16 protein-coding genes and 2 tRNA genes are annotated in these 21,489 nt (G+C 49.7%); 4 read left to right on the top strand and 14 right to left on the bottom strand.

Features of this window, described 5'->3' with window-relative positions:
* Window position 1 precedes the first annotated feature (1 nt).
* The 11 genes from rbfA to rlmE all read right to left on the bottom strand — a co-directional run bounded on the left by rbfA (window position 2) and on the right by rlmE (window position 11,192).
* Window positions 2-400: a 30S ribosome-binding factor RbfA gene (rbfA, locus tag ACXAGQ_RS09560; protein WP_039469658.1), complete on the bottom strand. Its 399-nt coding sequence runs from the start codon at window positions 398-400 to the stop codon at window positions 2-4.
* A gap of 97 nt (window positions 401-497) precedes the next feature.
* Entirely contained in the window at window positions 498-3,257 is a 2,760-nt protein-coding gene (gene infB, locus ACXAGQ_RS09555) for a translation initiation factor IF-2 (RefSeq protein ID WP_475253541.1), read from the bottom strand.
* A 25-nt stretch (window positions 3,258-3,282) separates the two neighbouring features.
* Window positions 3,283-4,770: a transcription termination factor NusA gene (nusA, locus tag ACXAGQ_RS09550; RefSeq protein ID WP_475253539.1), complete on the bottom strand. Its 1,488-nt coding sequence runs from the start codon at window positions 4,768-4,770 to the stop codon at window positions 3,283-3,285.
* A gap of 23 nt (window positions 4,771-4,793) precedes the next feature.
* Window positions 4,794-5,249, bottom strand: coding sequence for a ribosome maturation factor RimP (gene rimP / locus ACXAGQ_RS09545; RefSeq protein ID WP_317524999.1), 456 nt, complete (start codon window positions 5,247-5,249; stop codon window positions 4,794-4,796).
* A gap of 177 nt (window positions 5,250-5,426) precedes the next feature.
* Window positions 5,427-5,503: transfer RNA gene (locus ACXAGQ_RS09540), tRNA-Met, on the bottom strand.
* A 57-nt stretch (window positions 5,504-5,560) separates the two neighbouring features.
* Window positions 5,561-5,645, bottom strand: a tRNA-Leu gene (locus ACXAGQ_RS09535).
* An 11-nt stretch (window positions 5,646-5,656) separates the two neighbouring features.
* On the bottom strand, window positions 5,657-5,989 hold the full coding sequence (gene secG, locus ACXAGQ_RS09530; RefSeq protein ID WP_475253537.1) for a preprotein translocase subunit SecG: 333 nt from the start codon (window positions 5,987-5,989) through the stop codon (window positions 5,657-5,659).
* A gap of 197 nt (window positions 5,990-6,186) precedes the next feature.
* Window positions 6,187-7,524, bottom strand: coding sequence for a phosphoglucosamine mutase (glmM, locus tag ACXAGQ_RS09525; RefSeq protein WP_475253535.1), 1,338 nt, complete (start codon window positions 7,522-7,524; stop codon window positions 6,187-6,189).
* 46 nt (window positions 7,525-7,570) lie between these two features.
* Window positions 7,571-8,410 (bottom strand): dihydropteroate synthase, encoded by an 840-nt coding sequence (gene folP, locus ACXAGQ_RS09520; protein ID WP_475253533.1) that lies wholly within the window; start codon window positions 8,408-8,410, stop codon window positions 7,571-7,573.
* A gap of 126 nt (window positions 8,411-8,536) precedes the next feature.
* The gene (ftsH, locus tag ACXAGQ_RS09515; RefSeq protein ID WP_475253531.1) at window positions 8,537-10,513 is read right to left on the bottom strand and encodes an ATP-dependent zinc metalloprotease FtsH; all 1,977 of its coding nucleotides are present in this window, start codon (window positions 10,511-10,513) and stop codon (window positions 8,537-8,539) included.
* 49 nt (window positions 10,514-10,562) lie between these two features.
* Window positions 10,563-11,192 carry a 23S rRNA (uridine(2552)-2'-O)-methyltransferase RlmE gene (rlmE, locus tag ACXAGQ_RS09510; protein WP_475242575.1) on the bottom strand — a complete coding sequence of 210 codons (630 nt, stop codon included), beginning with the start codon at window positions 11,190-11,192 and terminating at the stop codon, window positions 10,563-10,565.
* Window positions 11,193-11,330: 138 nt separating this feature from the next.
* On the opposite strand from rlmE, the gene yhbY reads away from it, so the two are divergent.
* The gene (gene yhbY / locus ACXAGQ_RS09505; protein WP_107300350.1) at window positions 11,331-11,627 is read left to right on the top strand and encodes a ribosome assembly RNA-binding protein YhbY; all 297 of its coding nucleotides are present in this window, start codon (window positions 11,331-11,333) and stop codon (window positions 11,625-11,627) included.
* 97 nt (window positions 11,628-11,724) lie between these two features.
* Here the strand turns inward: yhbY and greA are convergent, their stop codons facing one another.
* Window positions 11,725-12,198, bottom strand: coding sequence for a transcription elongation factor GreA (gene greA, locus ACXAGQ_RS09500; protein ID WP_475253530.1), 474 nt, complete (start codon window positions 12,196-12,198; stop codon window positions 11,725-11,727).
* Window positions 12,199-12,720: 522 nt separating this feature from the next.
* Between greA and ACXAGQ_RS09495 the strand changes: the two genes are divergently transcribed.
* The 3 genes from ACXAGQ_RS09495 (at window position 12,721) to dacB (ending at window position 16,729) form a co-directional block, all read left to right on the top strand.
* The gene (locus tag ACXAGQ_RS09495; RefSeq protein ID WP_475253528.1) at window positions 12,721-13,701 is read left to right on the top strand and encodes a porin; all 981 of its coding nucleotides are present in this window, start codon (window positions 12,721-12,723) and stop codon (window positions 13,699-13,701) included.
* A 365-nt stretch (window positions 13,702-14,066) separates the two neighbouring features.
* The gene (locus tag ACXAGQ_RS09490; protein WP_475253526.1) at window positions 14,067-15,062 is read left to right on the top strand and encodes a porin; all 996 of its coding nucleotides are present in this window, start codon (window positions 14,067-14,069) and stop codon (window positions 15,060-15,062) included.
* A gap of 209 nt (window positions 15,063-15,271) precedes the next feature.
* Entirely contained in the window at window positions 15,272-16,729 is a 1,458-nt protein-coding gene (gene dacB / locus ACXAGQ_RS09485) for a serine-type D-Ala-D-Ala carboxypeptidase (protein ID WP_475253524.1), read from the top strand.
* A gap of 89 nt (window positions 16,730-16,818) precedes the next feature.
* Here dacB and ACXAGQ_RS09480 read toward each other — a convergent pair whose 3' ends face one another.
* Together ACXAGQ_RS09480 and carB are read right to left on the bottom strand one after the other, a co-directional pair.
* Complete coding sequence (locus ACXAGQ_RS09480; protein ID WP_475253522.1) at window positions 16,819-17,673, bottom strand: magnesium transporter; 855 nt, start codon at window positions 17,671-17,673, stop codon at window positions 16,819-16,821.
* A gap of 574 nt (window positions 17,674-18,247) precedes the next feature.
* The gene (carB, locus tag ACXAGQ_RS09475) at window positions 18,248-21,472 is read right to left on the bottom strand and encodes a carbamoyl-phosphate synthase large subunit (RefSeq protein ID WP_475253520.1); all 3,225 of its coding nucleotides are present in this window, start codon (window positions 21,470-21,472) and stop codon (window positions 18,248-18,250) included.
* Window positions 21,473-21,489: the final 17 nt, after the last annotated feature.

The following is a 21,489-nucleotide window of genomic DNA, read 5'->3' as shown; positions in this document are numbered from 1 at the left end:
ATTACTCCTCGTCTTCTGCCTGTGGCTCATCGCCACGGCGCTCTTCATCTTCACGTACTGCTTTAGACACTAGGGTCGAGATACGCATACCTTCGGTTAGTGACTTGTCAAAGATGAAGTTTAGCTCAGGGGTAACACGCAGGCGGATCTGCTTGCCCAACAGTGAACGGATGTAAGGTGCCATCTCGCGCAGTGCTTCCAGGCTGCCTTCCGGCGTCTGCTCACCCACAGTCAGGAACGTCACGTATACTTTCGCGTAACCCATATCGCGGGAAACGTCGACACTTGAAATAGTGGTCATGCCAATACGCGAGTCTTTGATCTCACGCTGCAGGATCACGGCCAGCTCCTTCTGAAGCTGCTGCGCAACACGCTGGGTGCGGCTAAATTCTTTAGACATTCATTGCCTCTCTTAGAGAAAGCTCTCTTGAAACAATGGGGAGCCGAAGCTCCCCATGGATTATTTATTTATCTTAGAGCAGGTTAGACCTTGAATATTAGTCAAGGGTACGCTGAACTTCGATGATTTCGTAAACTTCGATCTGGTCGCCGACACGAACATCGTTGTAGTTCTTAACGCCGATACCACACTCGTAGCCGTTCTTAACTTCTTGAACGTCGTCTTTGAAGCGGCGTAGTGACTCAAGCTCACCTTCGTAGATAACAACGTTATCACGCAGTACGCGGATTGGGTTGTTACGCTTGATGGTGCCTTCAGTAACCATACAACCGGCGATAGCACCGATCTTAGGCGACTTGAACACGTCACGTACTTCAGCAAGGCCAATGATTTCCTGCTTGAATTCAGGAGATAGCATACCGCCCATTGCTGCTTTCACTTCATCAATCAGCTGGTAGATGATTGAGTAGTAGCGCAGGTCAAGGTTCTCAGTCTCAACAGTACGGCGAGCAGACGCATCAGCACGAACGTTGAAGCCAAGAATGATAGCGTTAGATGCTGCAGCAAGTACCGCATCAGTTTCAGTGATACCACCAACACCAGAACCCACGATGTTAACTTTAACTTCGTCAGTTGACAGCTTACGTAGTGAATCAGCAATCGCTTCTACAGAACCCTGTACGTCAGCTTTCAGTACAACGTTTAGCTCAGCAACTTCACCGGCAGTCATGTTCGAGAACATGTTCTCCAGTTTCGCTTTCTGCTGGCGAGCCAGTTTAACATCGCGGAATTTACCCTGACGGTAAAGTGCAACTTCACGGGCTTTACGCTCATCACGTACAACAGTCGCTTCGTCACCTGAAGAAGGCACACCAGAAAGACCAAGGATCTCAACTGGGATAGAAGGACCGGCTGACTCGATTTCTTGACCCAGCTCGTCACGCATTGCACGAACACGGCCGTGCTCAAGGCCACAAAGAACGATGTCGCCTTTGCGCAGGGTACCGGCTTGTACAAGTACAGTTGCAACCGGACCGCGGCCTTTATCTAAGCGCGATTCAACAACAACACCGCTCGCCATGCCTTCTTCAACAGCAGTCAGCTCAAGAACTTCAGACTGAAGCAAGATAGCTTCTAGCAGGCCGTCGATGTTAGTACCTTGTTTCGCAGAGATGTGAACAAACATGTTCTCACCGCCCCACTCTTCAGGGATAACATCGTACTGAGCTAGCTCATTCTTAACGTTGTCTGGGTTTGCATCTTCTTTATCGATCTTGTTCACAGCGACGATCAGAGGAACACCTGCCGCTTTCGCGTGCTGGATTGCCTCAACAGTCTGTGGCATCACGCCATCGTCCGCTGCAACAACAAGAACAACGATATCTGTCGCTTGAGCACCACGTGCACGCATTGCGGTAAACGCGGCGTGTCCCGGAGTATCAAGGAAAGTGATCATACCGTTTTCAGTTTCAACGTGGTATGCACCAATGTGCTGGGTAATACCACCCGCTTCACCAGAAGCAACGTGTGCTTTACGGATGTAGTCAAGGGTAGAAGTTTTACCGTGGTCAACGTGACCCATGATGGTAACAACTGGCGCACGTGGAACAACGGCTAGGTTTTCGTCACGGTCAGACAGTACCGCTTCTTCAAGTTCGTTCTCTTTACGAAGAACAACCTTGTGACCCATTTCTTCTGCAACAAGTGCTGCAGTTTCCTGGTCGATAACCTGGTTGATGGTTGCCATCGCACCCATCTTCATCATTACCTTGATAACTTCAACGCCCTTAACAGACATCTTGTTAGCAAGCTCAGAGACAACAATCGTCTCGCCGATAACGACATCTTGCTTAGCAACAGTCGCTGTCTTGTCAAAGCCATGCTGCATTGACGTCGGCTTGTTCATCTGAGGCTTACCGCGGCCACGCTGGTTACGGCCACCACGGGCATTGCGATCGTCTTGTTTGGCGCCCGCTTTTTTCTTCTTGCGACGGCGGTTACCACCACCCTCTTCTTTGCGATCCTGCTCGTCTTCAGCTGCGCGTGCGTAGCTAGACGTTGTAGTATGGTAGTCTGCTTTATCCATATTACCTTTTTCCTGGTCTGGTTTAGACCAGTTCTTTTCATTCATTTCTGCCATTTTGCGTGCCTCTTCTAGCTGACGCTGACTCTCTTCTTCGGCTTTACGCTTGGCTTCCTCTTCCCGGCGACGTTGTAGCGCCTCAGCTTCTTTCTTAGCCTGTTCATCAGCGGCGGCGCGTTTAGCTTTTTCTTCGGCCAAACGCTTTTCCTCTGCTTCGCGCTTCTGCTTTTCCTCAGCATTGCGCTCCGCATTCTGTTCTGCATTTTGCTTAGCTTGTTCTTCAGCTAAACGCTTTTCTTCAGCAGCACGCTTAGCAGCTTCTTCCGCCTCACGTTTTGCCAGCTCTTCTGCTTCACGCTTGGCAGCTTCTTCGGCTGCTCGCTGAGCGGCTTGTTCCGCTTCGCGCTGGGCTGCGTCATCAGCCTGGCGCTTCGCTTCTTCCGCGGCACGCTGTTCTTCTTCAAGCGCAGAACGCTTTACGTAGGTGCGCTTTTTGCGCACTTCTACCTGAACACTTTTATTTTTGCCACCTGAGCCCGAAACACTCAGCGTGCTTCGGGTCTTACGTTGCAAAGTAAGGCGTGTAGGAGCCTCGCCAGATGTACTATCGCCACCATGCTCTTTCTTCAGGTGGGCCAATAGACTCTGTTTTTCCTGTTGGCTTACGCTATCTTCAGCTTTCTTGCTGATACCAGCATCGGCAAACTGTTGAAGCAAACGGTCAATCTGCGTGCCGATTTCCTCGGCAAGTGCTTTAACTGTAACCTCTGACATGCTGCTCCTCCCTTGCGATTAAATATTATGCTTCGTCACTGAACCAGCAAATGTTACGAGCAGCCATGATTAGCTCACCCGCTCTTGCTTCGTCGATACCTTCGATATCAGTTAGATCGTCAGTACCTTGGTCGGCAAGATCTTCTAGCGTTGCTACGCCTTTCGCGGCCAGTTTGAACGCAAGCTCACGCTCCAAGCCTTCCAGACCCAGTAGGTCTTCTGCTGGCTCAACACCTTCAAAAGATTCTTCCTGAGCAAGGGCAAGCGTGGTTAGCGCTTCTTTCGCGCGGTTACGCAGCTCTTCAACAGTGTCTTCATCCAAGCCTTCAACGCCCATTAGCTCGGCTACCGGTACGTAGGCGATTTCTTCAAGCGTTGTGAAGCCTTCTTCAACCAATACAGTGGCGAAGTCTTCGTCGATATCTAGGTGCTTAGTGAACACTTCGATAGACTCTTGTGCTTCTTCTTGGTGTTTCTTCTGAAGATCTTCAACAGTCATTACGTTCAGTTCCCAGCCAGTTAGCTGAGAAGCCAGACGTACGTTCTGACCACTACGGCCGATTGCCTGAGCAAGGTTGTCCTTCTCAACAGCAATATCCATAGTGTGGTTGTCTTCATCTACGATGATAGAGCTAACTTCTGCCGGTGCCATTGCGTTGATCACGTACTGAGCTGGGTTTTCGTCCCACAGTACGATATCGATACGCTCACCGCCTAGCTCGCCTGATACGGCCTGTACACGTGCACCACGCATACCTACACACGCACCCACAGGGTCGATGCGCTTGTCGTTGGTCTTAACGGCAATCTTGGCACGAGAACCTGGATCACGAGCCGCACCCATCAGTTCAATCATCTCTTCACCGATTTCCGGCACTTCGATGCGGAATAGCTCTGACAGCATTTCAGGCTTAGAGCGAGTCATGAACAATTGGAAACCACGTGCTTCAGGTGCTACTTTGTACAGCAGGCCACGAACACGGTCACCCGGACGGAAGTTTTCACGTGGCAACTGGTCGTCACGCTGGATAACAGCTTCTGCATTGTTACCAAGGTCAATGATAACAGCATCGCGGTTAACTTTCTTTACCACACCAGTGATTAGCTCACCTTCGTTGTCAATAAACTGCTCAACGATCTGCGCGCGCTCGGCTTCACGAACTTTCTGAACGATAACCTGCTTCGCTGTCTGCGTAGTGATACGATCGAAAGTTACTGATTCGATTTCGTCTTCAACGAAACCATCAATTTCGATAGTTTCATCATCAAACTTGGCCGCTTCCAAAGTGATTTCAAGCGTAGGCTGAGTCACTTCTTCTACTGCCTTCCAACGACGGAATGTTTCGAATTCACCGGTTTTACGGTCGATAGCTACTCGAACATCGATTTCCGCTTCGTATTTTTTCTTCGTCGCTGTTGCCAATGCGATCTCTAGAGCTTCAAAGATGCGCTCACGAGGTACAGCTTTTTCGTTGGATACCGCTTCAACGACAGCCAAGATTTCTTTGTTCATTTCTAATGCCCCAATTTTAGCGGTTAGAATTTTGGAACCAGGTTGGCCTTGGAAATATTGCTCAGTGCAAATGTTTCTTCATTGCCATCAACATTTAATGTGACAAGCTCGCCTTCAACGGCAACGATGTCACCTTTCCACTTGCGACGGTTGCCCATCGCCATTTTCAACACCAGGCTGACCTCGTGGCCAATAAACTGTTGGTAATGTGCGGCTTTAAATAGCGGCCTTTCTAGACCAGGGGAAGAGACCTCCAGGTTATAGGCAACAGTGATTGGATCTTCAACGTCCATCACCGCGCTAACCTGACGGCTAACTTCGGCACAATCTTCAACGGTAATACCGTTTTCGTGATCGATAAATACACGCAGTGTTGAGTGCTCGCCTGCACGGATAAATTCCAGACCGACAAGTTCATAGCCTGTCGCCGTTACCGGCGCCTCAAGCAGTTCGGTCAATTGCATCTCTAAAGCTGTCAAGACAACCCCCCGGAAACAAAAAAAGGGCTATAAAGCCCAGTAGATACCTGAATGGTCATGTTTCAGATAATAAAAAACCCCGAATTACGGGGTTTAATATCACTGGACCCTGATACCACAGCATATCGCTGTGATAGAAAAAACAACCTTACTAAGAATAGCTGCTTTTTCGGAAAGTGGTTGCGGGGGCCGGATTTGAACCGACGACCTTCGGGTTATGAGCCCGACGAGCTACCAAGCTGCTCCACCCCGCGTCCGTAATCTGACGGCGATTATATCGCCCAGACATCACTCTTTCAAGTGACTAATAATGGTGCCGAGAAGGGGACTTGAACCCCTACACCTTGCGGCACTAGCACCTCATGCTAGCGTGTCTACCAATTTCACCATCTCGGCTAAATTCTTATTTACTCAGGAATGTCACTGTTAACTGGTGCATTCTGAGTTGGCTCAACAACTTGCTCAGTCGCTGGAGCACTTAGGCTTTCCCAACCACTGGTTTCGCCAGCTTTTTTAGCACTCATATTGCCAAGCACCAAGCTGATAACGAAAAAGATGGTCGCGAAAATTGCGGTCATTCGGGTCAGGAAGTTTCCAGAGCCGCTCGCGCCAAACAGGGTTCCTGATGCGCCAGCCCCAAATGAGGCTCCCATATCTGCGCCTTTACCTTGTTGAACCAAAACTAGGCCAATAACACCAAGCGCAGCCAACAGATAAATCACAAGTAGAATTTCGTACATGGGTTCCACCTATGGTTAAATTGTTGTGCCGGCTTTGCTTTAGCAGTGCCAGCGCACCCCTTCCATTAGGAGCGGAATGAATACTAGCGAAAGCCATCTTCACTGACAAGTAAAATTTCCTCGAAAACTCTGTTTCTTGAATTACTTGTCGAAGAATTAGGCAAAACCGACACAGGTTAGTCGAATTCAGGACAAAATCAGCAGTTTTCCTTCACTGCCTCGGCAATCAGCAAGGCTGACTCCTTGACCAGTGCAGCATCCTCACCTTCTACCATCACGCGGATAAGAGGCTCAGTACCGGATTTACGCAACAGGACACGTCCCTTATCACCAAGTTTAGCTTCAACGGCAGCCGTTGCAGAGACAACTGCTTCGGATTCCAATGGGTTAGACTCGCCGGCAAAGCGGACGTTTTCCAGTACCTGCGGGTACATGGTCATGCCGTCAGCCAACTCTTTCAGTGACATTTTGCTGCCCACAATCGAGGCCATCACCTGCAGGCCAGCAACAATGCCGTCACCGGTGGTAACCTTGTCAAGCAGGATCACGTGGCCAGAGTTCTCGGCACCGATCAGCCAACCGTGCTTTTTCAGGTCTTCCATTACGTAACGATCGCCGACCTTGGCACGTACAAACGGAATGCCTAGGTTCTTCAGCGCATTCTCCATCCCCAGGTTAGTCATCAGCGTACCGACAACACCGCCTTTGAGCTCGCCGCGGCGAAGCGCATCGCGGGCAATAATGTAGGCAATCTGATCGCCATCGACCTTGTTGCCTTCCTCATCGACCATGATTACACGGTCACCATCGCCGTCCAGCGCAATACCGAAGTCTGCTTTTACTTCCAGGACTTTAGCCTGCAGGGCAGCAACATCGGTGGCACCGACTTTGTCATTGATGTTGGTGCCGTTCGGCTCGCAGCCGATAGTGATCACTTCGGCACCCAGCTCTTTGAAAACGCTAGGCGCAATGTGGTAGGTCGCACCGTGGGCACAGTCGACAACGATTTTATAACCCGCCAAGTCATACTTGCTCGGGAAAGTCCCCTTACAGAACTCAATGTAACGACCGGCTGCATCATTGATACGGTAGGCCTTACCCAGCATAGCCGACTCAACACATGTCAAAGGCTTATCCAGCTCGGCTTCAATCGCCAGCTCAACCTCATCCGGCAGCTTGGTACCTTCCGACGAGAAGAACTTAATGCCATTGTCGTAATACGGGTTATGCGATGCCGAAATCACAATACCGGCTTCGGCACGGAAAGTACGGGTTAGGTACGCAACGGCTGGTGTTGGCATCGGGCCAGTAAACGCGGCTTGCAGACCGGCAGCAGCCAACCCGGCTTCCAGTGCAGATTCCAGCATGTAGCCAGAAATACGGGTATCTTTACCGATAATGACTTTCTTGGTGCCCTGCTGGGACAGCACGCGCCCAGCAGCCCAACCTAGTTTCAACACAAAATCCGGGGTAATTGGACCTTTACCTACCAAACCTCGGATACCGTCGGTACCAAAGTACTTACGCTCAGCCATTTTCTGCTCCTAGCAATATTTATATCTTCAACCTAGCCTGGGACTGTTACTTACCCTGGTATTGGGACAGCGTCATCTCGCACACTTTAAGAACATCTACCGTCTCTTTCGCATCATGGACCCGGATGATCTGGGCACCTTTCATCGCTGCGATAGCGGCACAGGCAAGGCTACCGGCCAGGCAATCGGCCGGTTGTTTGTCTAATAATTTGAATACCATCGATTTTCGCGACATCCCCACCAACAGTGGTAGGCCGAAGCGATGGAATTCGTCAAGGTGAGCAAGCAACTGGTAGTTATGCTCAAGGGTCTTGCCAAACCCATAGCCGGGATCGAGCAATAACTGCTCACGCGGGATCCCAACTTGCTCACAGGCAGTAATTCGTTCCGCCAAAAAGTCACCGACATCGGCAATGACATCTTGATACGACGGTTGATGCTGCATTGTACGCGGTTGCCCTTGCATATGCATTACACAAATCGGCACACCTGCACCGGCGGCCGCCTGCAACGCACCCGGCTCCTGCAAGGCACGGACATCATTGATGAGATCAGCACCAGCGTTAACGGCCTCGGTCATCACCTGGGCTTTGCTGGTATCAATTGAGATCCAGCAATCAAACCGCTGGCGCAAGGCTTCGATTACCGGTACTACCCGGTCAAGCTCCTGCTCGAGTGGCACTTCATCGGCACCAGGGCGGGTGGACTCGCCACCGATATCCAAAAACGATGTCCCTGCTGCCAGCATCTCCTCGGCATGGCGCAAGGCGGCATCCAGCTGGTTGAAGCGGCCACCATCAGAAAATGAGTCTGGAGTGACATTCAAAATCCCCATGGTATGGGGACGGGAAAGATCTAGCGTTTTTGATTTGCTCTTGAGGATCAACTTTCTGCTCCTAGGCTATATGTGAAGGTTATAGCACTTGGTATCTTGCGTTTGGTGGTTTGCCATTGATGTTATAGATGCAAAAAACCCCGAACAAGGTCGGGGTTTTTAATTAGCGTCTAACGATTAAGCTTGTGGCTTGTCGTCTTCTTTTTTCTGTACAGGCTGTGCTTCAGGCGCTTGTTCAGGTTGCGTTTCTGCTTTTGGTTCAGCAGGTGCTTCCTGTTGCTCGCTCTGCTGCGCAGGAGCATCTTCGCTCGCTTTCAGGGTGTCGTTCTCGTCACCCCAGCCTTTCGGTGCACGGATCTCTGTCTTGCGCTCCATCAAGTCATCAATCTGGCCAGCATCGATAGTTTCGTACTTCATCAGCGCATCTTTCATTGCATGCATGATATCCATGTTTTGCTCAAGGATTTCACGAGCACGCTCGTAGTTGCGGTCGATGATAGCGCGAACTTCGTTATCGATAAGCTTCGCCGTATCGTCAGACATGTGCTTGCTCTGCGTAACTGAACGGCCAAGGAATACCTCGCCTTCATCTTCCGCATAAAGCAATGGACCCAATTTCTCAGAGAAACCCCACTGGGTTACCATCTTACGGGCGATATCTGTTGCACGCTCGATATCGTTCGATGCACCGGTCGATACCTTGTCGACACCGTAGATCAGCTCTTCCGCCAAACGGCCACCGTACAGGCTTGAAATCATTGACTCCAAGAACTCACGGGAGTGGCTGACACGGTCCTGCTCAGGCAGGTACATGGTTACACCCAGTGCACGGCCACGAGGAATAATCGATACCTTGTACACAGGATCGTGATCCGGTACCAGGCGGCCGATAATTGCGTGGCCTGCTTCGTGGTATGCAGTCGATTCTTTCTGATCCTCAGACATCACCATAGACTTGCGCTCTGCGCCCATCATGATCTTGTCTTTGGCCAGTTCGAACTCAACCATTGAAACAGTACGCTTGTTGCCGCGGGCAGCAAACAATGCCGCTTCGTTAACAAGGTTTGCCAAATCAGCACCAGAAAAACCAGGTGTACCACGGGCAATCAGCTCAGGTTTCACATCACCGTCTAGCGGTACTTTGCGCATGTGAACTTTCAGGATTTGCTCACGGCCACGAACGTCTGGCAGGCCAACGACAACCTGGCGGTCGAAACGGCCAGGACGCAATAACGCAGGGTCCAGTACGTCAGGACGGTTAGTCGCGGCGATAACGATAATACCTTCGTTACCCTCGAAACCATCCATCTCAACCAGCATCTGGTTCAAGGTCTGCTCACGCTCATCGTGACCACCACCCACACCAGCACCACGCTGACGGCCTACCGCATCGATCTCATCGATAAAGATGATACAAGGGGCGGCTTTCTTTGCCTGCTCGAACATGTCACGGACACGGGATGCACCCACACCGACGAACATTTCAACAAAGTCAGAACCAGAAATAGTGAAGAACGGTACTTTCGCTTCACCGGCAATGGCTTTCGCCAATAGGGTTTTACCCGTACCAGGAGGACCAACCATCAGGATACCCGTTGGGATCTTACCGCCCAGCTTCTGGAAGCGGCTTGGATCACGCAGGTAGTCCACCAGCTCTTTCACGTCTTCTTTGGCTTCATCACAACCCGCTACATCAGCGAAGGTTGTTTTGATCTGGTCTTCGCTCATCATGCGGGCCTTAGATTTACCGAACGACATGGCGCCTTTGCCACCGCCGCCCTGCATTTGGCGCATGAAGAAGATCCAGACACCGATGAGCAATAGCATCGGGAACCAGGATATAAAGATTGAGGCCAGTAGGCTTGGCTCCTCAGGCGGAGTACCCATGACCTTTACGTTAGCGTTAATTAGATCGTCTAACAGCTTTTGGTCGTTAACGACAGGCAGATAAGTGACGTATCGCGTGTTATCACGTTTGAATACGGTAATTTCACGATCATTGAATCGCACTTCCCTTATCTGATCCTGACCGATTTCACGGACAAAGGTTGTATAGTCGACTTGACGGCCAGCACTATCACCAGGACCGAAGCTCTGAAAAACAGACATCAGAACCACAGCGATGACCAACCACAAAATCAAGTTTTTTGCCATGTCACTCAAGGTGTTAACCCCGCGATAACTAATAGATGAATTTAGGGTACTACAGTTTGTAACCTGTAGCTACAATATATACCTCACGAGAGCGATCTCGTGACGAATCTGGCTTACGGATTTTGACTACTTTAAACATACTACGCACTTCTGCCAGATATTGGTCAAAGCCTTCACCTTGGAAAACTTTTACCGCAAAGCTGCCATCAGGCGCAAGTACCTGCCTACACATATCTAATGCTAGTTCAACAAGATACATAGCTCTAGGCTGATCTGAAGCCAAGTTGCCACTCATGTTCGGTGCCATGTCGGATAACACAACATCTACCATGTCTGGCTGGATACGCTCAAGCAGCGCGTCCAACACCGCTTCTTCGCGGAAATCCCCCTGCAGGAAACTCACACCAGGCAGCGAGTCCATTGGCAGGATGTCACAGGCAATCACCTGCCCCTCATCACCAACAACCTCGGCTGCATACTGAGACCATCCACCAGGAGCCGCCCCCAAGTCAACCACCGTCATACCAGGTTTCAGGAGCTTGTCTTTATTTTGGATTTCTTCGATTTTGAAAATCGCGCGGGAACGGTAGCCCTTTTTTTGCGCTTCTAGAACATACTTGTCATCAAAATGTTCTTTCAGCCATCGGCCAGAGCTGCCCGAATGTTTTTTCTTACTCATGATTTACCTAATGAGTTTGGGTACTTATCAAGTATACTCAGCAACACCACAAATGGCGTATACTAAACAAATTAGTCTTCTAGACTATATGGCGTTAGAATACGCGGTTTTCAACCCTAATTTAATAATAGAGCCGACATGAATCTAAGCACCAAGCAGAAGCAATACCTTAAAGGTCTTGCCCACAACCTAAAGCCAGTTGTCCTAATGGGCGCAAATGGCCTGACTGAAGCGGTGATTGCCGAGATTGAACTGGCACTTAACCACCACGAGCTTATCAAGGTTAAAGTGGCTGCTGAAGAGCGCGAGACCAAGGTTTTGATCGTTGACGCAATTGTTCGCGAAACAAAGGCTGAAAAAGTCCAGGTTATCGGTAAGACACTGGTTCTTTACCGCCAGAGCGAAGAGCGTAAGATCGAGCTTCCGCGCAAATAAAAAAGGCCGCCGCTGCGGCCTTTTTTATGCCAGTATCATGGCACGGACTGCCATGATCCTTCCTTTAATTGATACATTAATAACAATTTCGTTGCCGTTAAATGTAAGCAACCTCAGAAATTTCGAACTCACGCGCACCGCCCGGTGTGGTGATTGTCACTTCGTCATCCTGCATTTTACCGATAAGGCCACGGGCAATCGGTGAGTTGACAGAAATACGGCCTGCTTTGATATCCGCTTCGTCGTCACCCACGATCTGGTAAGTCACTTCTTCATCGGTGTCTACGTCAATCAAAGTAACTGTGGTACCGAAGATCACCTTGCCGGTGTTCTGCATCTTGGTCACATCGATAACCTGTGCTACAGAAAGCTTGTATTCGATATCGCGGATCTGCGCTTCACAAATACCCTGTTCTTCACGGGCTGCGTGGTATTCAGCATTCTCTTTCAGGTCACCCAGTTCACGTGCTTCACCAATAGCCTGTGAAATGATCGGGCGACGCTTCATTAATACTTCTAGTTCTTCACGTAGCAGCTTCTCGCCGCGTACTGTCATTGGGATCTTATCCATAACTCTAATTACCTCAACGCCCATATAGCCACTGCTATAAAAGGCAAAACAAAGCCAGCCCGACAAGTGGTCGAACTAGACGATTACAATAGGGAACACTTCATTCTAAACAAAGATGCCAAAGAGATCACCTTGTTCATTAAGCGGCATAGTTTAGGTTACAAACGCTACCTCAAGCACTGCAAATCATAAAAAATTCACAATCCTAATGCCTAGCGTATGCTGATTAAAATTTATGCGCTTAAGATCACAAAATCACGCATTTAAACAATTTTACCCACCTAAAAACACAAGAAAAAAAGACTAAAAATAGCTAAAAGATGCTATTAGCACCGAACTTTTTTAATCATAGGTAACCACCTGATATTAGGCGATTTAGGCATTAACCAAGCCACCTGAACCATGAAAATACAGTATTTTTCAGTTTTTTTTACTAACAGATCAGGCCAGAGACCAGTAAAAAGAACAGCATGCATTTAGCACAGATATGCATACAACAAAAAATTCCAAAAGGATTCGACAATGAACAAGAAACTGATTGCTCTAGCAGTAGCAGCAGCATCTATCTCTTCTGTAGCAAACGCAGCAGAAGTTTACTCAGACGAAACTTCAAGCCTAGCAGTAGGCGGTCGTTTTGAAGCTCGTGCAGTACTGAACGACAACGACGAAGGCGACAGCAAACTAAACGATGCGACTCGTGTACGTATCAACGTTGCTGGTAAAACTGACATCACTGACTCTGTATACGCTCTAGGTTTCTGGGAAGGCGAATACACTGACGGTAATAAAGTAAACAACCGTCACCTAAACGCTGGTATCGGCGGTGACTTCGGTCAGGTTCGCTACGGTAAGACTGACGGCTCTCTAGGCATGATCACTGACTTCACTGATATCATGTCTTTCCACGGTAACGGTGCTGGTAGCAAAATCTCTGCTGCTGACCGTACTGGCAACAACCTAGCATACGTGGGTTCTTTCGACCTAGGTGGCGACAACCTAACAGTTAAAGCTAACTACGTATTCGAAGGCGATGAAAACAAAGATGGTCGTGAAGACGGCTACTCTGTTGGTGCTATCTACGCAATGGACATGGGTCTAGCGTTCGGTGCTGGTTACGGCGAACAAGACGGCTACACTAAAGAGTCTGGTGCTGACGCAACTGGTAAGCAAGCTTTCGGTGCTATCTCTTACACCATTGGCGATTTCTACGTAGCAGGTCTTTACCAAGACACTCGTAACTACCAAGCTGACAAAGCACAGGGTTACGAATTTGCTGCTGCATACACATACGGCAAAACTGTATTCACTGGTACTTACAACTACCTTGAAGACAAAGACAACAACGATGATCTAGTTGATGCATTCGCTATCGATGCAACTCACTACTTCAACAAGAACTTCCGCACTTACGCGTCATACAAGTTCAACAACCTAGACTCTAAAGATGTTGGTAAAGCAGACGCTTCTGACGAGTTCGTTCTAGGTGCACGTTACGACTTCTAATCCTAATTGGATATAGAGTAATAACACAGCCTTTCGAAACACCGGCCTTCTGGCCGGTGTTTTTTTATTTTCACTTATACACTTGCCACTGAGCGCGTTCACCCAACCAACCTATTTCTCATTGTCACTTCACCTTGTATTGCTAAGCCATCACAAGAAACAGTTACCTGAAACAATGATAAAAACCATCACAAACAAGCCCTCCAAGTCCCAATAGCCAATATTCAGAAAAACACATTTGCTTACAACTAAAAAAACACTAATTTTCAGTTTTTTTCACTGAGATAAAGACAAAAACTCCTGTAAAAAGAACAGCATGCATTTAAACAACAATGCATTAATAATAAACCTAACAGGATTCGACAATGAACAAGACACTGATTGCGCTAGCTGTTGCAGCAGCTTCTATCTCTTCAGTTAACGCTGCTGAAGTATACTCTGACGAGACATCTAGCCTAGCAGTAGGCGGTCGTTTTGAAGCTCGTGCTGTAACTGCTGACAACGATGCAGGCGACACGAAAGTAAACGACGCAACACGCGTACGTCTAAACGTTGCAGGTAAAACAGATATCACTGACACTGTATACGCCCTTGGTTTCTGGGAAGGCGAATACACTGACGGTAACGAAGTAAACAACCGTCACCTAAACGCCGGTATCGGCGGTGACTTCGGTCAGGTTCGCTACGGTAAGACTGACGGCTCTCTAGGTATGATCACTGACTTCACAGATATCATGTCTTACCACGGTAACGAAGCGGGCGGCAAGATCGCTGCAGCTGACCGTACTGGTGACAACCTGGCTTACGTTGGTTCTTTCGACATTCTAGGTGACAACCTGACAGTGAAAGCTAACTACGTATTTGACGATGGTAGCGATGCTGACGGTTACTCATTCGGTGCTATCTACGCGATGGACATGGGTCTAGCATTTGGTGCTGGTTACGGTGAGCAAGACGGTCAAGGCACTGCGAAAAACCGTACAGGTAAACAAGCGTTTGCTGCCGTTTCTTACACATTTGGTGACTTTTATGTAGCTGGTCTTTACCAGGATGCACGTAATGCCACTGATACTGTTATCGAAGATCAGCTAGCAAGCAAAACGCGCGGCTACGAGCTTGCTGCCGCATACACTTACGGAAGCACTGTATTCTCTGCAACTTACAACTACCTAGAAGACAAGAATGCTTCAGGTAACGCTGCAGACCTAGCGGACTCTATCGCAGTTGATGCTACGCATTACTTCAACAAGAACTTCCGTACATACGCATCTTACAAGTTCAACAACCTAGATCAAGCAGGTGACCGCTCACGTGCGGGTACCTCTGACGAGTTCGTTCTAGGTGCACGTTACGACTTCTAATCCTAATTGGATGTAGAGCGCTAGCAAAACCTTTTCAAAACACCGGCCTCCTGGCCGGTGTTTTTTATATCTAGGATAATTGAGTGCTATTGATAGGACGTAGGCTCCTACCTATTCCGACAAGCTTTCTGTTCTCTGACTTTTTATCTTCTGTATATTGGTTATCATGGCGTTCGGATATTTTCACTATATAAAAGAAGGCTCCTAGGATGCGTCTGCCATTTCGTCTATTGCTGTTATCAGCAAGCCTAACTTTCTTCCCCCACTGGGCGTTTTCAAGCCAAGCCAGTGCAGAGCCAGTGTTAGCACCTCAGCCTGTAGCCTACAAACCCGACTTCAAAGCGCTTCCCTACGGCCACGACACGGCTCTCCTCATCGCAGATGCCAAGACCGGGGATATCCTCTATTCACAGCGGGAAGAACAGTTCCAGCCACCAGCCAGTACCCAGAAGATGGTGACCGCCCTGGCGGCACAGCTTTACCTTGGCAAGGATTACCGCTTTACCACCCAGCTTGAGCAGCAAAACAACGATGTCGTCCTGCGCTTCAGTGGCGACCCTACTTTATCGCGCAAGCAACTCGCTTCGCTACTGGGCAAACTAAAGGCACACACGGGCTCCACCATTAAAGGGGATCTGCTACTCAACGGCAGCCAGTTCAGCGGCTACGAGCAAGCACCGGGCTGGCCGTGGGATATCTTAGGGGTGTGTTATAGCGCGCCGTCGAGCAGCCTGAGCCTCGAGCACAACTGCGTACAGGGTGCGCTGTACAGTAACCGTAATATCGGTGATAAAACCCGGGTCAATATCCCAAGCCACCAACCACTAAAAGTTACCACTGACGCACTCGTGACCACCAAGGAGCGCCAGAAAGCCAGCCACTGCGATCTTGAGCTGACAGACAAGGGCAACAATCACTACCACCTAAGCGGTTGTCTGGTTAAGCGTGACAAGCCGCTGCCGCTCAACTTCGCCGTGCGGGATACCGGAGCCTACATCAGCTCTGTGATAAAGGCCGAGTTCAAGCGCCTCGGTATCAAGCTGGAAGGGGATATCAAACGTGACGACAGTGCCAAAGGCAAGGTGATTGCGACCCACCGCTCAGCCCCGCTTCATGACCTGCTCGATACTATGGTCAAAGACTCCGACAACCTGTATGCGGACAACATCGCCAAGACCATTGGCGCTAAATACTTCAAGCAGCCGGGCTGCTTTGCCAACGCTAGCAAAGCCATCAAGGCGATCCTCAAAGACAAGGCCAATATTGATTTGGAACGGGCGGTAATTACTGATGGCTCGGGTCTTTCTCGCAATAACCGCATGACAGCAAGCCAGATGATGGAAGTGATCACTTACCTCTATAACCACGACGACACACTCAACCTGCTATCAACTATGCCAGTCAGCGGTCAAAGCGGCACTTTGCGCTACCGCCAGAGTATCCGCCATAAACCGTTACAAGGGCAGATCCACGCCAAGAGTGGGTCGCTCTATGGCACCTATAACCTGGCGGGCCTGATCAAAACCCAATCGGGCAAAACTTTATTGTTTGTCCAGATGGTGAGTAACTACTTCCCGCCGGAGCGGGATGAGAGCCTACCTGCGGTCGCCCCGCCTATCGAAGCCTTCGAGCGTGCCCTTTACCGGGGGGTGTACCAAACATACTGAAGCAATATGGCTCTCTTTCGCAACCAATAAAAAAGCGAGTGGCTCATCACCACTCGCTTTTTCAATATCACTTGTTTCTTATTTAATACCTACGACAAGCCGAGGAACGCGTTGACCGTCTTAAAGTAGATAATCATACCGGTGATATCTACCACCGAAGCCAATACCGGGCTTACCAATACCGCTGGGTCAAGCTTGGCAGCACGGGCGATCATCGGCAACACGCCACCTACCGTCGTCGACAGGACGACCTGCAATGAGATAGCGACACCAATGGCCATAGCTATATCCATCAGCTCCATACCGATAGGTAGGGATGAACCATCACTGAACATCATTACGCGTCCCATGATCACTGCAGCAAGCACACCAGCAATCATCAATGCAACACGGAACTCCTTCCACAGCACCTTAGCCCAGTCCCGGCACCTTATCTCTTCCATTGCCAGTGCACGCACCACCAGGGTTGCGGCCTGAGAACCGGTATTACCACCTGCCGCTGCAATCACTGGCATGTATACCGCCAGCAATACCAGCTGGCTCAGGGTATCTTCGTAATGCGAGATGATCAGGCCCGAGACAATACCCAGCAATGCCAGACCGACAATCCAGCCAATGCGTTCGCGTACATGGCTGAATACGCTGTTTTGCAGGTAATGGCCGGCAGGCTCTGCTTCCGAGCAGATCAAGCCAAGGCCGTTCGCCAAGTGGCGCATACATACTTCTTCATCCATTTCATCCAGCAGATCCAACAGGGTCTGCACATGACGCAATGGCATTTCACTCAAAATCGCAATCGCTTCTGAAATAGGCATCTTGACCAACAGTTTGGCCTGCTCATCAATGTCATATTTCAAAAACGCGTTGCGTGCAGCCAGAACATCGTTCTTAGCTAGTTCTTCATTTACCAGTGCAGCATCTGCTGCATAGTTCATTACCGTCATGGCGAATCTCCCGATTAGCTAGGTCACGGCAACGACCACCAGAACACGCCATAACACGAAATGAATGTGCCAGTCCCTATCTGCAAGCGCTTAACATAAAGCTGAACTGCAGACAGCAAAAAGCCTGTCATTCACCACACATTGGCGAGATTCTATATTGAGATAATGGCTTGGGAAAACCGAGGAAAAGTATGTTTGAAAAGGGTCATCGAAAGATGAAATAGAACAGACTATTCCGAACCTGGGGACAGTTCGGAATCACAGGAGACCGACACCGTTAGCAGGTTTGATTTTCCACCTTCATACTCGGGGGATGGTCGGTATCGTTCATCTAAGTCTCCAAAAAATAAGTATCGCTTATGCGACGCGGCTAATTGTACGCGCTTCAGTTGCAGTTTCAAGGAGATTTTCATCCGTAATTGACACAAATTATTAATGGCGTCACAGATATTCAACACCATGACATTATGGTGAAAATTGCTTGTTCAATAAACCCACTAACACTTGTACAGACAAAAAAACGGCCTGCTCCCGCAGGCCGTTTTGTACTATTTTACTTTCGTTAAAACAGTGATTATGCGTCTTTAATGCGAGCGTGCAGCTCTTGAACTGAAGTCACCTTGTTACGGTCATCAGCAGCCCAAGCCATGCAGGTTGCGAATGCTGCGTTTAGCGTAGTGGTGTAGTTCACCTTCTCAGCTAGCGCGCCGCGACGAAGAACTTTCGAGTCTTCGATTGCCTGGCGGCCTTCCGCAGTGTTCACAATGTACGAGTACTCGTTGTTCTTGATACGGTCAAGAATGTGAGGACGACCTTCGTGTACCTTGTTGACTAGACGAGGGTTGATACCCGCTTCACCTAGTACAACCGCAGTACCGTGGGTAGCATCCAACTCGTAGCCTTGCTTAACCAGCTTGGAAGCTAGGTCAACAACACGCTGCTTGTCGTTACCACGAACAGACAGCAGTGCGCGGCCTTTCGCTTGCTTCTCTTTGCCGCAGCCTAGTTCAGCTTTGGCAAACGCTTCAGCGAACGTATCACCGACACCCATTACTTCACCCGTCGAGCGCATTTCTGGGCCCAATAGTGGGTCAACACCCGGGAACTTGTTGAACGGCAGTACCACTTCTTTTACTGAGTAGTACGGTGGGATGATCTCTTTGGTAAAGCCTTGCGACTCTAGAGACTGACCAGCCATCACTCGTGCAGCGATTTTCGCAAGTGGAGCGCCCGTAGCTTTCGATACAAACGGTACCGTACGCGCAGCACGTGGGTTCACCTCGATAAGGTAAACTTCGTTGTCCTTCACCGCGAACTGGGTGTTCATCAGACCGCGCACACCAAGTTCGAAGGCTAGCTTCTCAACTTGCTGGCGCATCACATCCTGGATTTCCTGGCTTAGGGTGTAAGCAGGCAGTGAACATGCAGAGTCACCTGAGTGAACACCGGCTTGCTCGATGTGCTCCATGATGCCACCGATAACCACGCGCTCGCCGTCGCAGATAGCATCGATATCAACTTCTGTTGCATCGTCTAGGAAACGGTCAAGAAGAACCGGCGACTCGTTAGACACGCTAACCGCTTCGTTGAAGTAACGGCGCAGGTCAGCTTCGTCGTAGACGATTTCCATCGCACGACCACCCAGTACGTAAGATGGGCGAACAACTAGAGGGAAGCCGATTTCTTTTGACTTCTCAACCGCTTGCTCCATGGTCGTTACGGTTGCGTTTTCTGGCTGTAGCAAGCCTAGGCGCTCAACGGCTGCCTGGAAACGCTCACGGTCTTCCGCGCGGTCGATAGCATCAGGGCTAGTACCGATGATTGGCACGCCAGCAGCTTCCAGTGCACGGGCTAGTTTCAGTGGCGTCTGACCACCGTACTGAACGATAACGCCTTTTGGCTTCTCAACACGAACAATAGACAGTACATCTTCCAGTGTTACCGGCTCGAAGTACAGGCGGTCTGACGTATCGTAGTCAGTCGATACTGTCTCTGGGTTACAGTTAACCATGATGGTCTCGTAACCGTCTTCGCGTAGTGCTAGTGAGGCGTGAACACAGCAGTAGTCGAATTCGATACCCTGGCCGATACGGTTCGGGCCACCGCCCAATACCATGATTTTGTCTTTGTCTGTCGGCTGCGCTTCACACTCTTCATCGTATGATGAGTACATGTAAGCGGTGTCGGAAGAGAACTCTGCCGCACAGGTATCTACACGCTTGTAAACAGGGTGGATATTGAACTGGTCACGCAGTTTGCGGATTTCAGTTTCAGCCACACCCAGTAGCTTGGCTAGACGCGCATCGGCAAAGCCCTTGCGCTTCAGCTTGCGAAGAACATCAGCGTTCAGGCCAGCAAAGCCGCCTTCTTTCACTTCATTCTCAAGCTTCACTAGCTCTTCAATTTGAACCAGGAACCAGCGGTCAACGTTGGTTAGGTTAAACACGCCGTCTACTGATAGGCCGGCACGGAATGCGTCAGCGATGTACCAGATACGCTCGGCACCTGCATCTTTCAGCTCGTGACGGATAGTCGTCAGTGCGTCAGGTGCGTCCAGGTCAACCATCTCATCGAAGCCGTTCGCGCCAACTTCTAGGCCGCGAAGTGCTTTTTGCAAAGATTCCTGCTGGTTACGGCCGATAGCCATTACCTCACCCACCGACTTCATCTGAGTTGTCAGACGGTCGTTTGCACCAGCGAATTTCTCGAAGTTAAAGCGAGGGATTTTGGTAACAACGTAGTCGATAGTTGGTTCGAACGATGCTGGCGTTGCACCGCCAGTGATGTCGTTCATCAGCTCATCAAGAGTAAAGCCGATAGCCAGTTTCGCCGCCACTTTCGCGATAGGGAAACCTGTTGCTTTAGACGCAAGCGCCGAAGAGCGAGATACACGCGGGTTCATCTCGATGATAACCATACGGCCATCTTTCGGGTTGATACCAAACTGTACGTTTGAACCACCGGTTTCAACACCGATTTCACGCAGTACCGCTAGCGATGCGTTACGCATCAGCTGGTATTCTTTATCCGTTAGCGTCTGTGCTGGTGCTACCGTGATTGAGTCACCGGTATGGATGCCCATGGCATCGAAGTTCTCGATAGCACATACGATGATACAGTTGTCGTTCTTATCACGAACCACTTCCATCTCGTACTCTTTCCAACCAATCAGAGATTCGTCGATAAGCAGCTCGTTGGTTGGCGACAGATCCAGACCACGGCGACAGATCTCTTCGAACTCTTCTTTGTTATAAGCGATACCACCACCGGTACCACCCATAGTAAATGAAGGGCGGATGATACATGGGAAGCCAACCATATCGAGAACTTTGTAAGCTTCTTCCATGGTCTTCGCGGTATCAGCACGCGGACACTCAAGGCCGATTGATTTCATTGCCGCATCGAAGCGAGAGCGGTCTTCCGCTTTGTCGATAGCATCAGCTGTCGCACCGATCATCTCTACGCCGAACTCTTCCAGTACGCCGTGCTTTTCAAGATCAAGCGCACAGTTCAGTGCAGTCTGGCCGCCCATGGTAGGTAGTACCGCATCCGGGCGCTCTTTTTCGATGATCTTGCGCACCACTTCCCAGTGGATTGGCTCGATGTAAGTGGCATCGGCCATTTCCGGGTCAGTCATGATGGTTGCTGGGTTCGAGTTAACTAGGATAACTCGGTAGCCTTCTTCACGTAGGGCTTTACACGCCTGGGCACCTGAGTAGTCAAACTCACATGCCTGACCGATAACGATCGGGCCAGCACCTAGGATTAGAACACTTTGAATATCAGTACGTTTTGGCATTGCTTAATTACTCCGGC

Source organism: Photobacterium sp. ABD4_091, assembly GCF_056160145.1.
The sequence above is the reverse complement of the archived record's forward strand: the minus strand, read 5'-3'. Positions and strand labels throughout refer to the sequence as shown.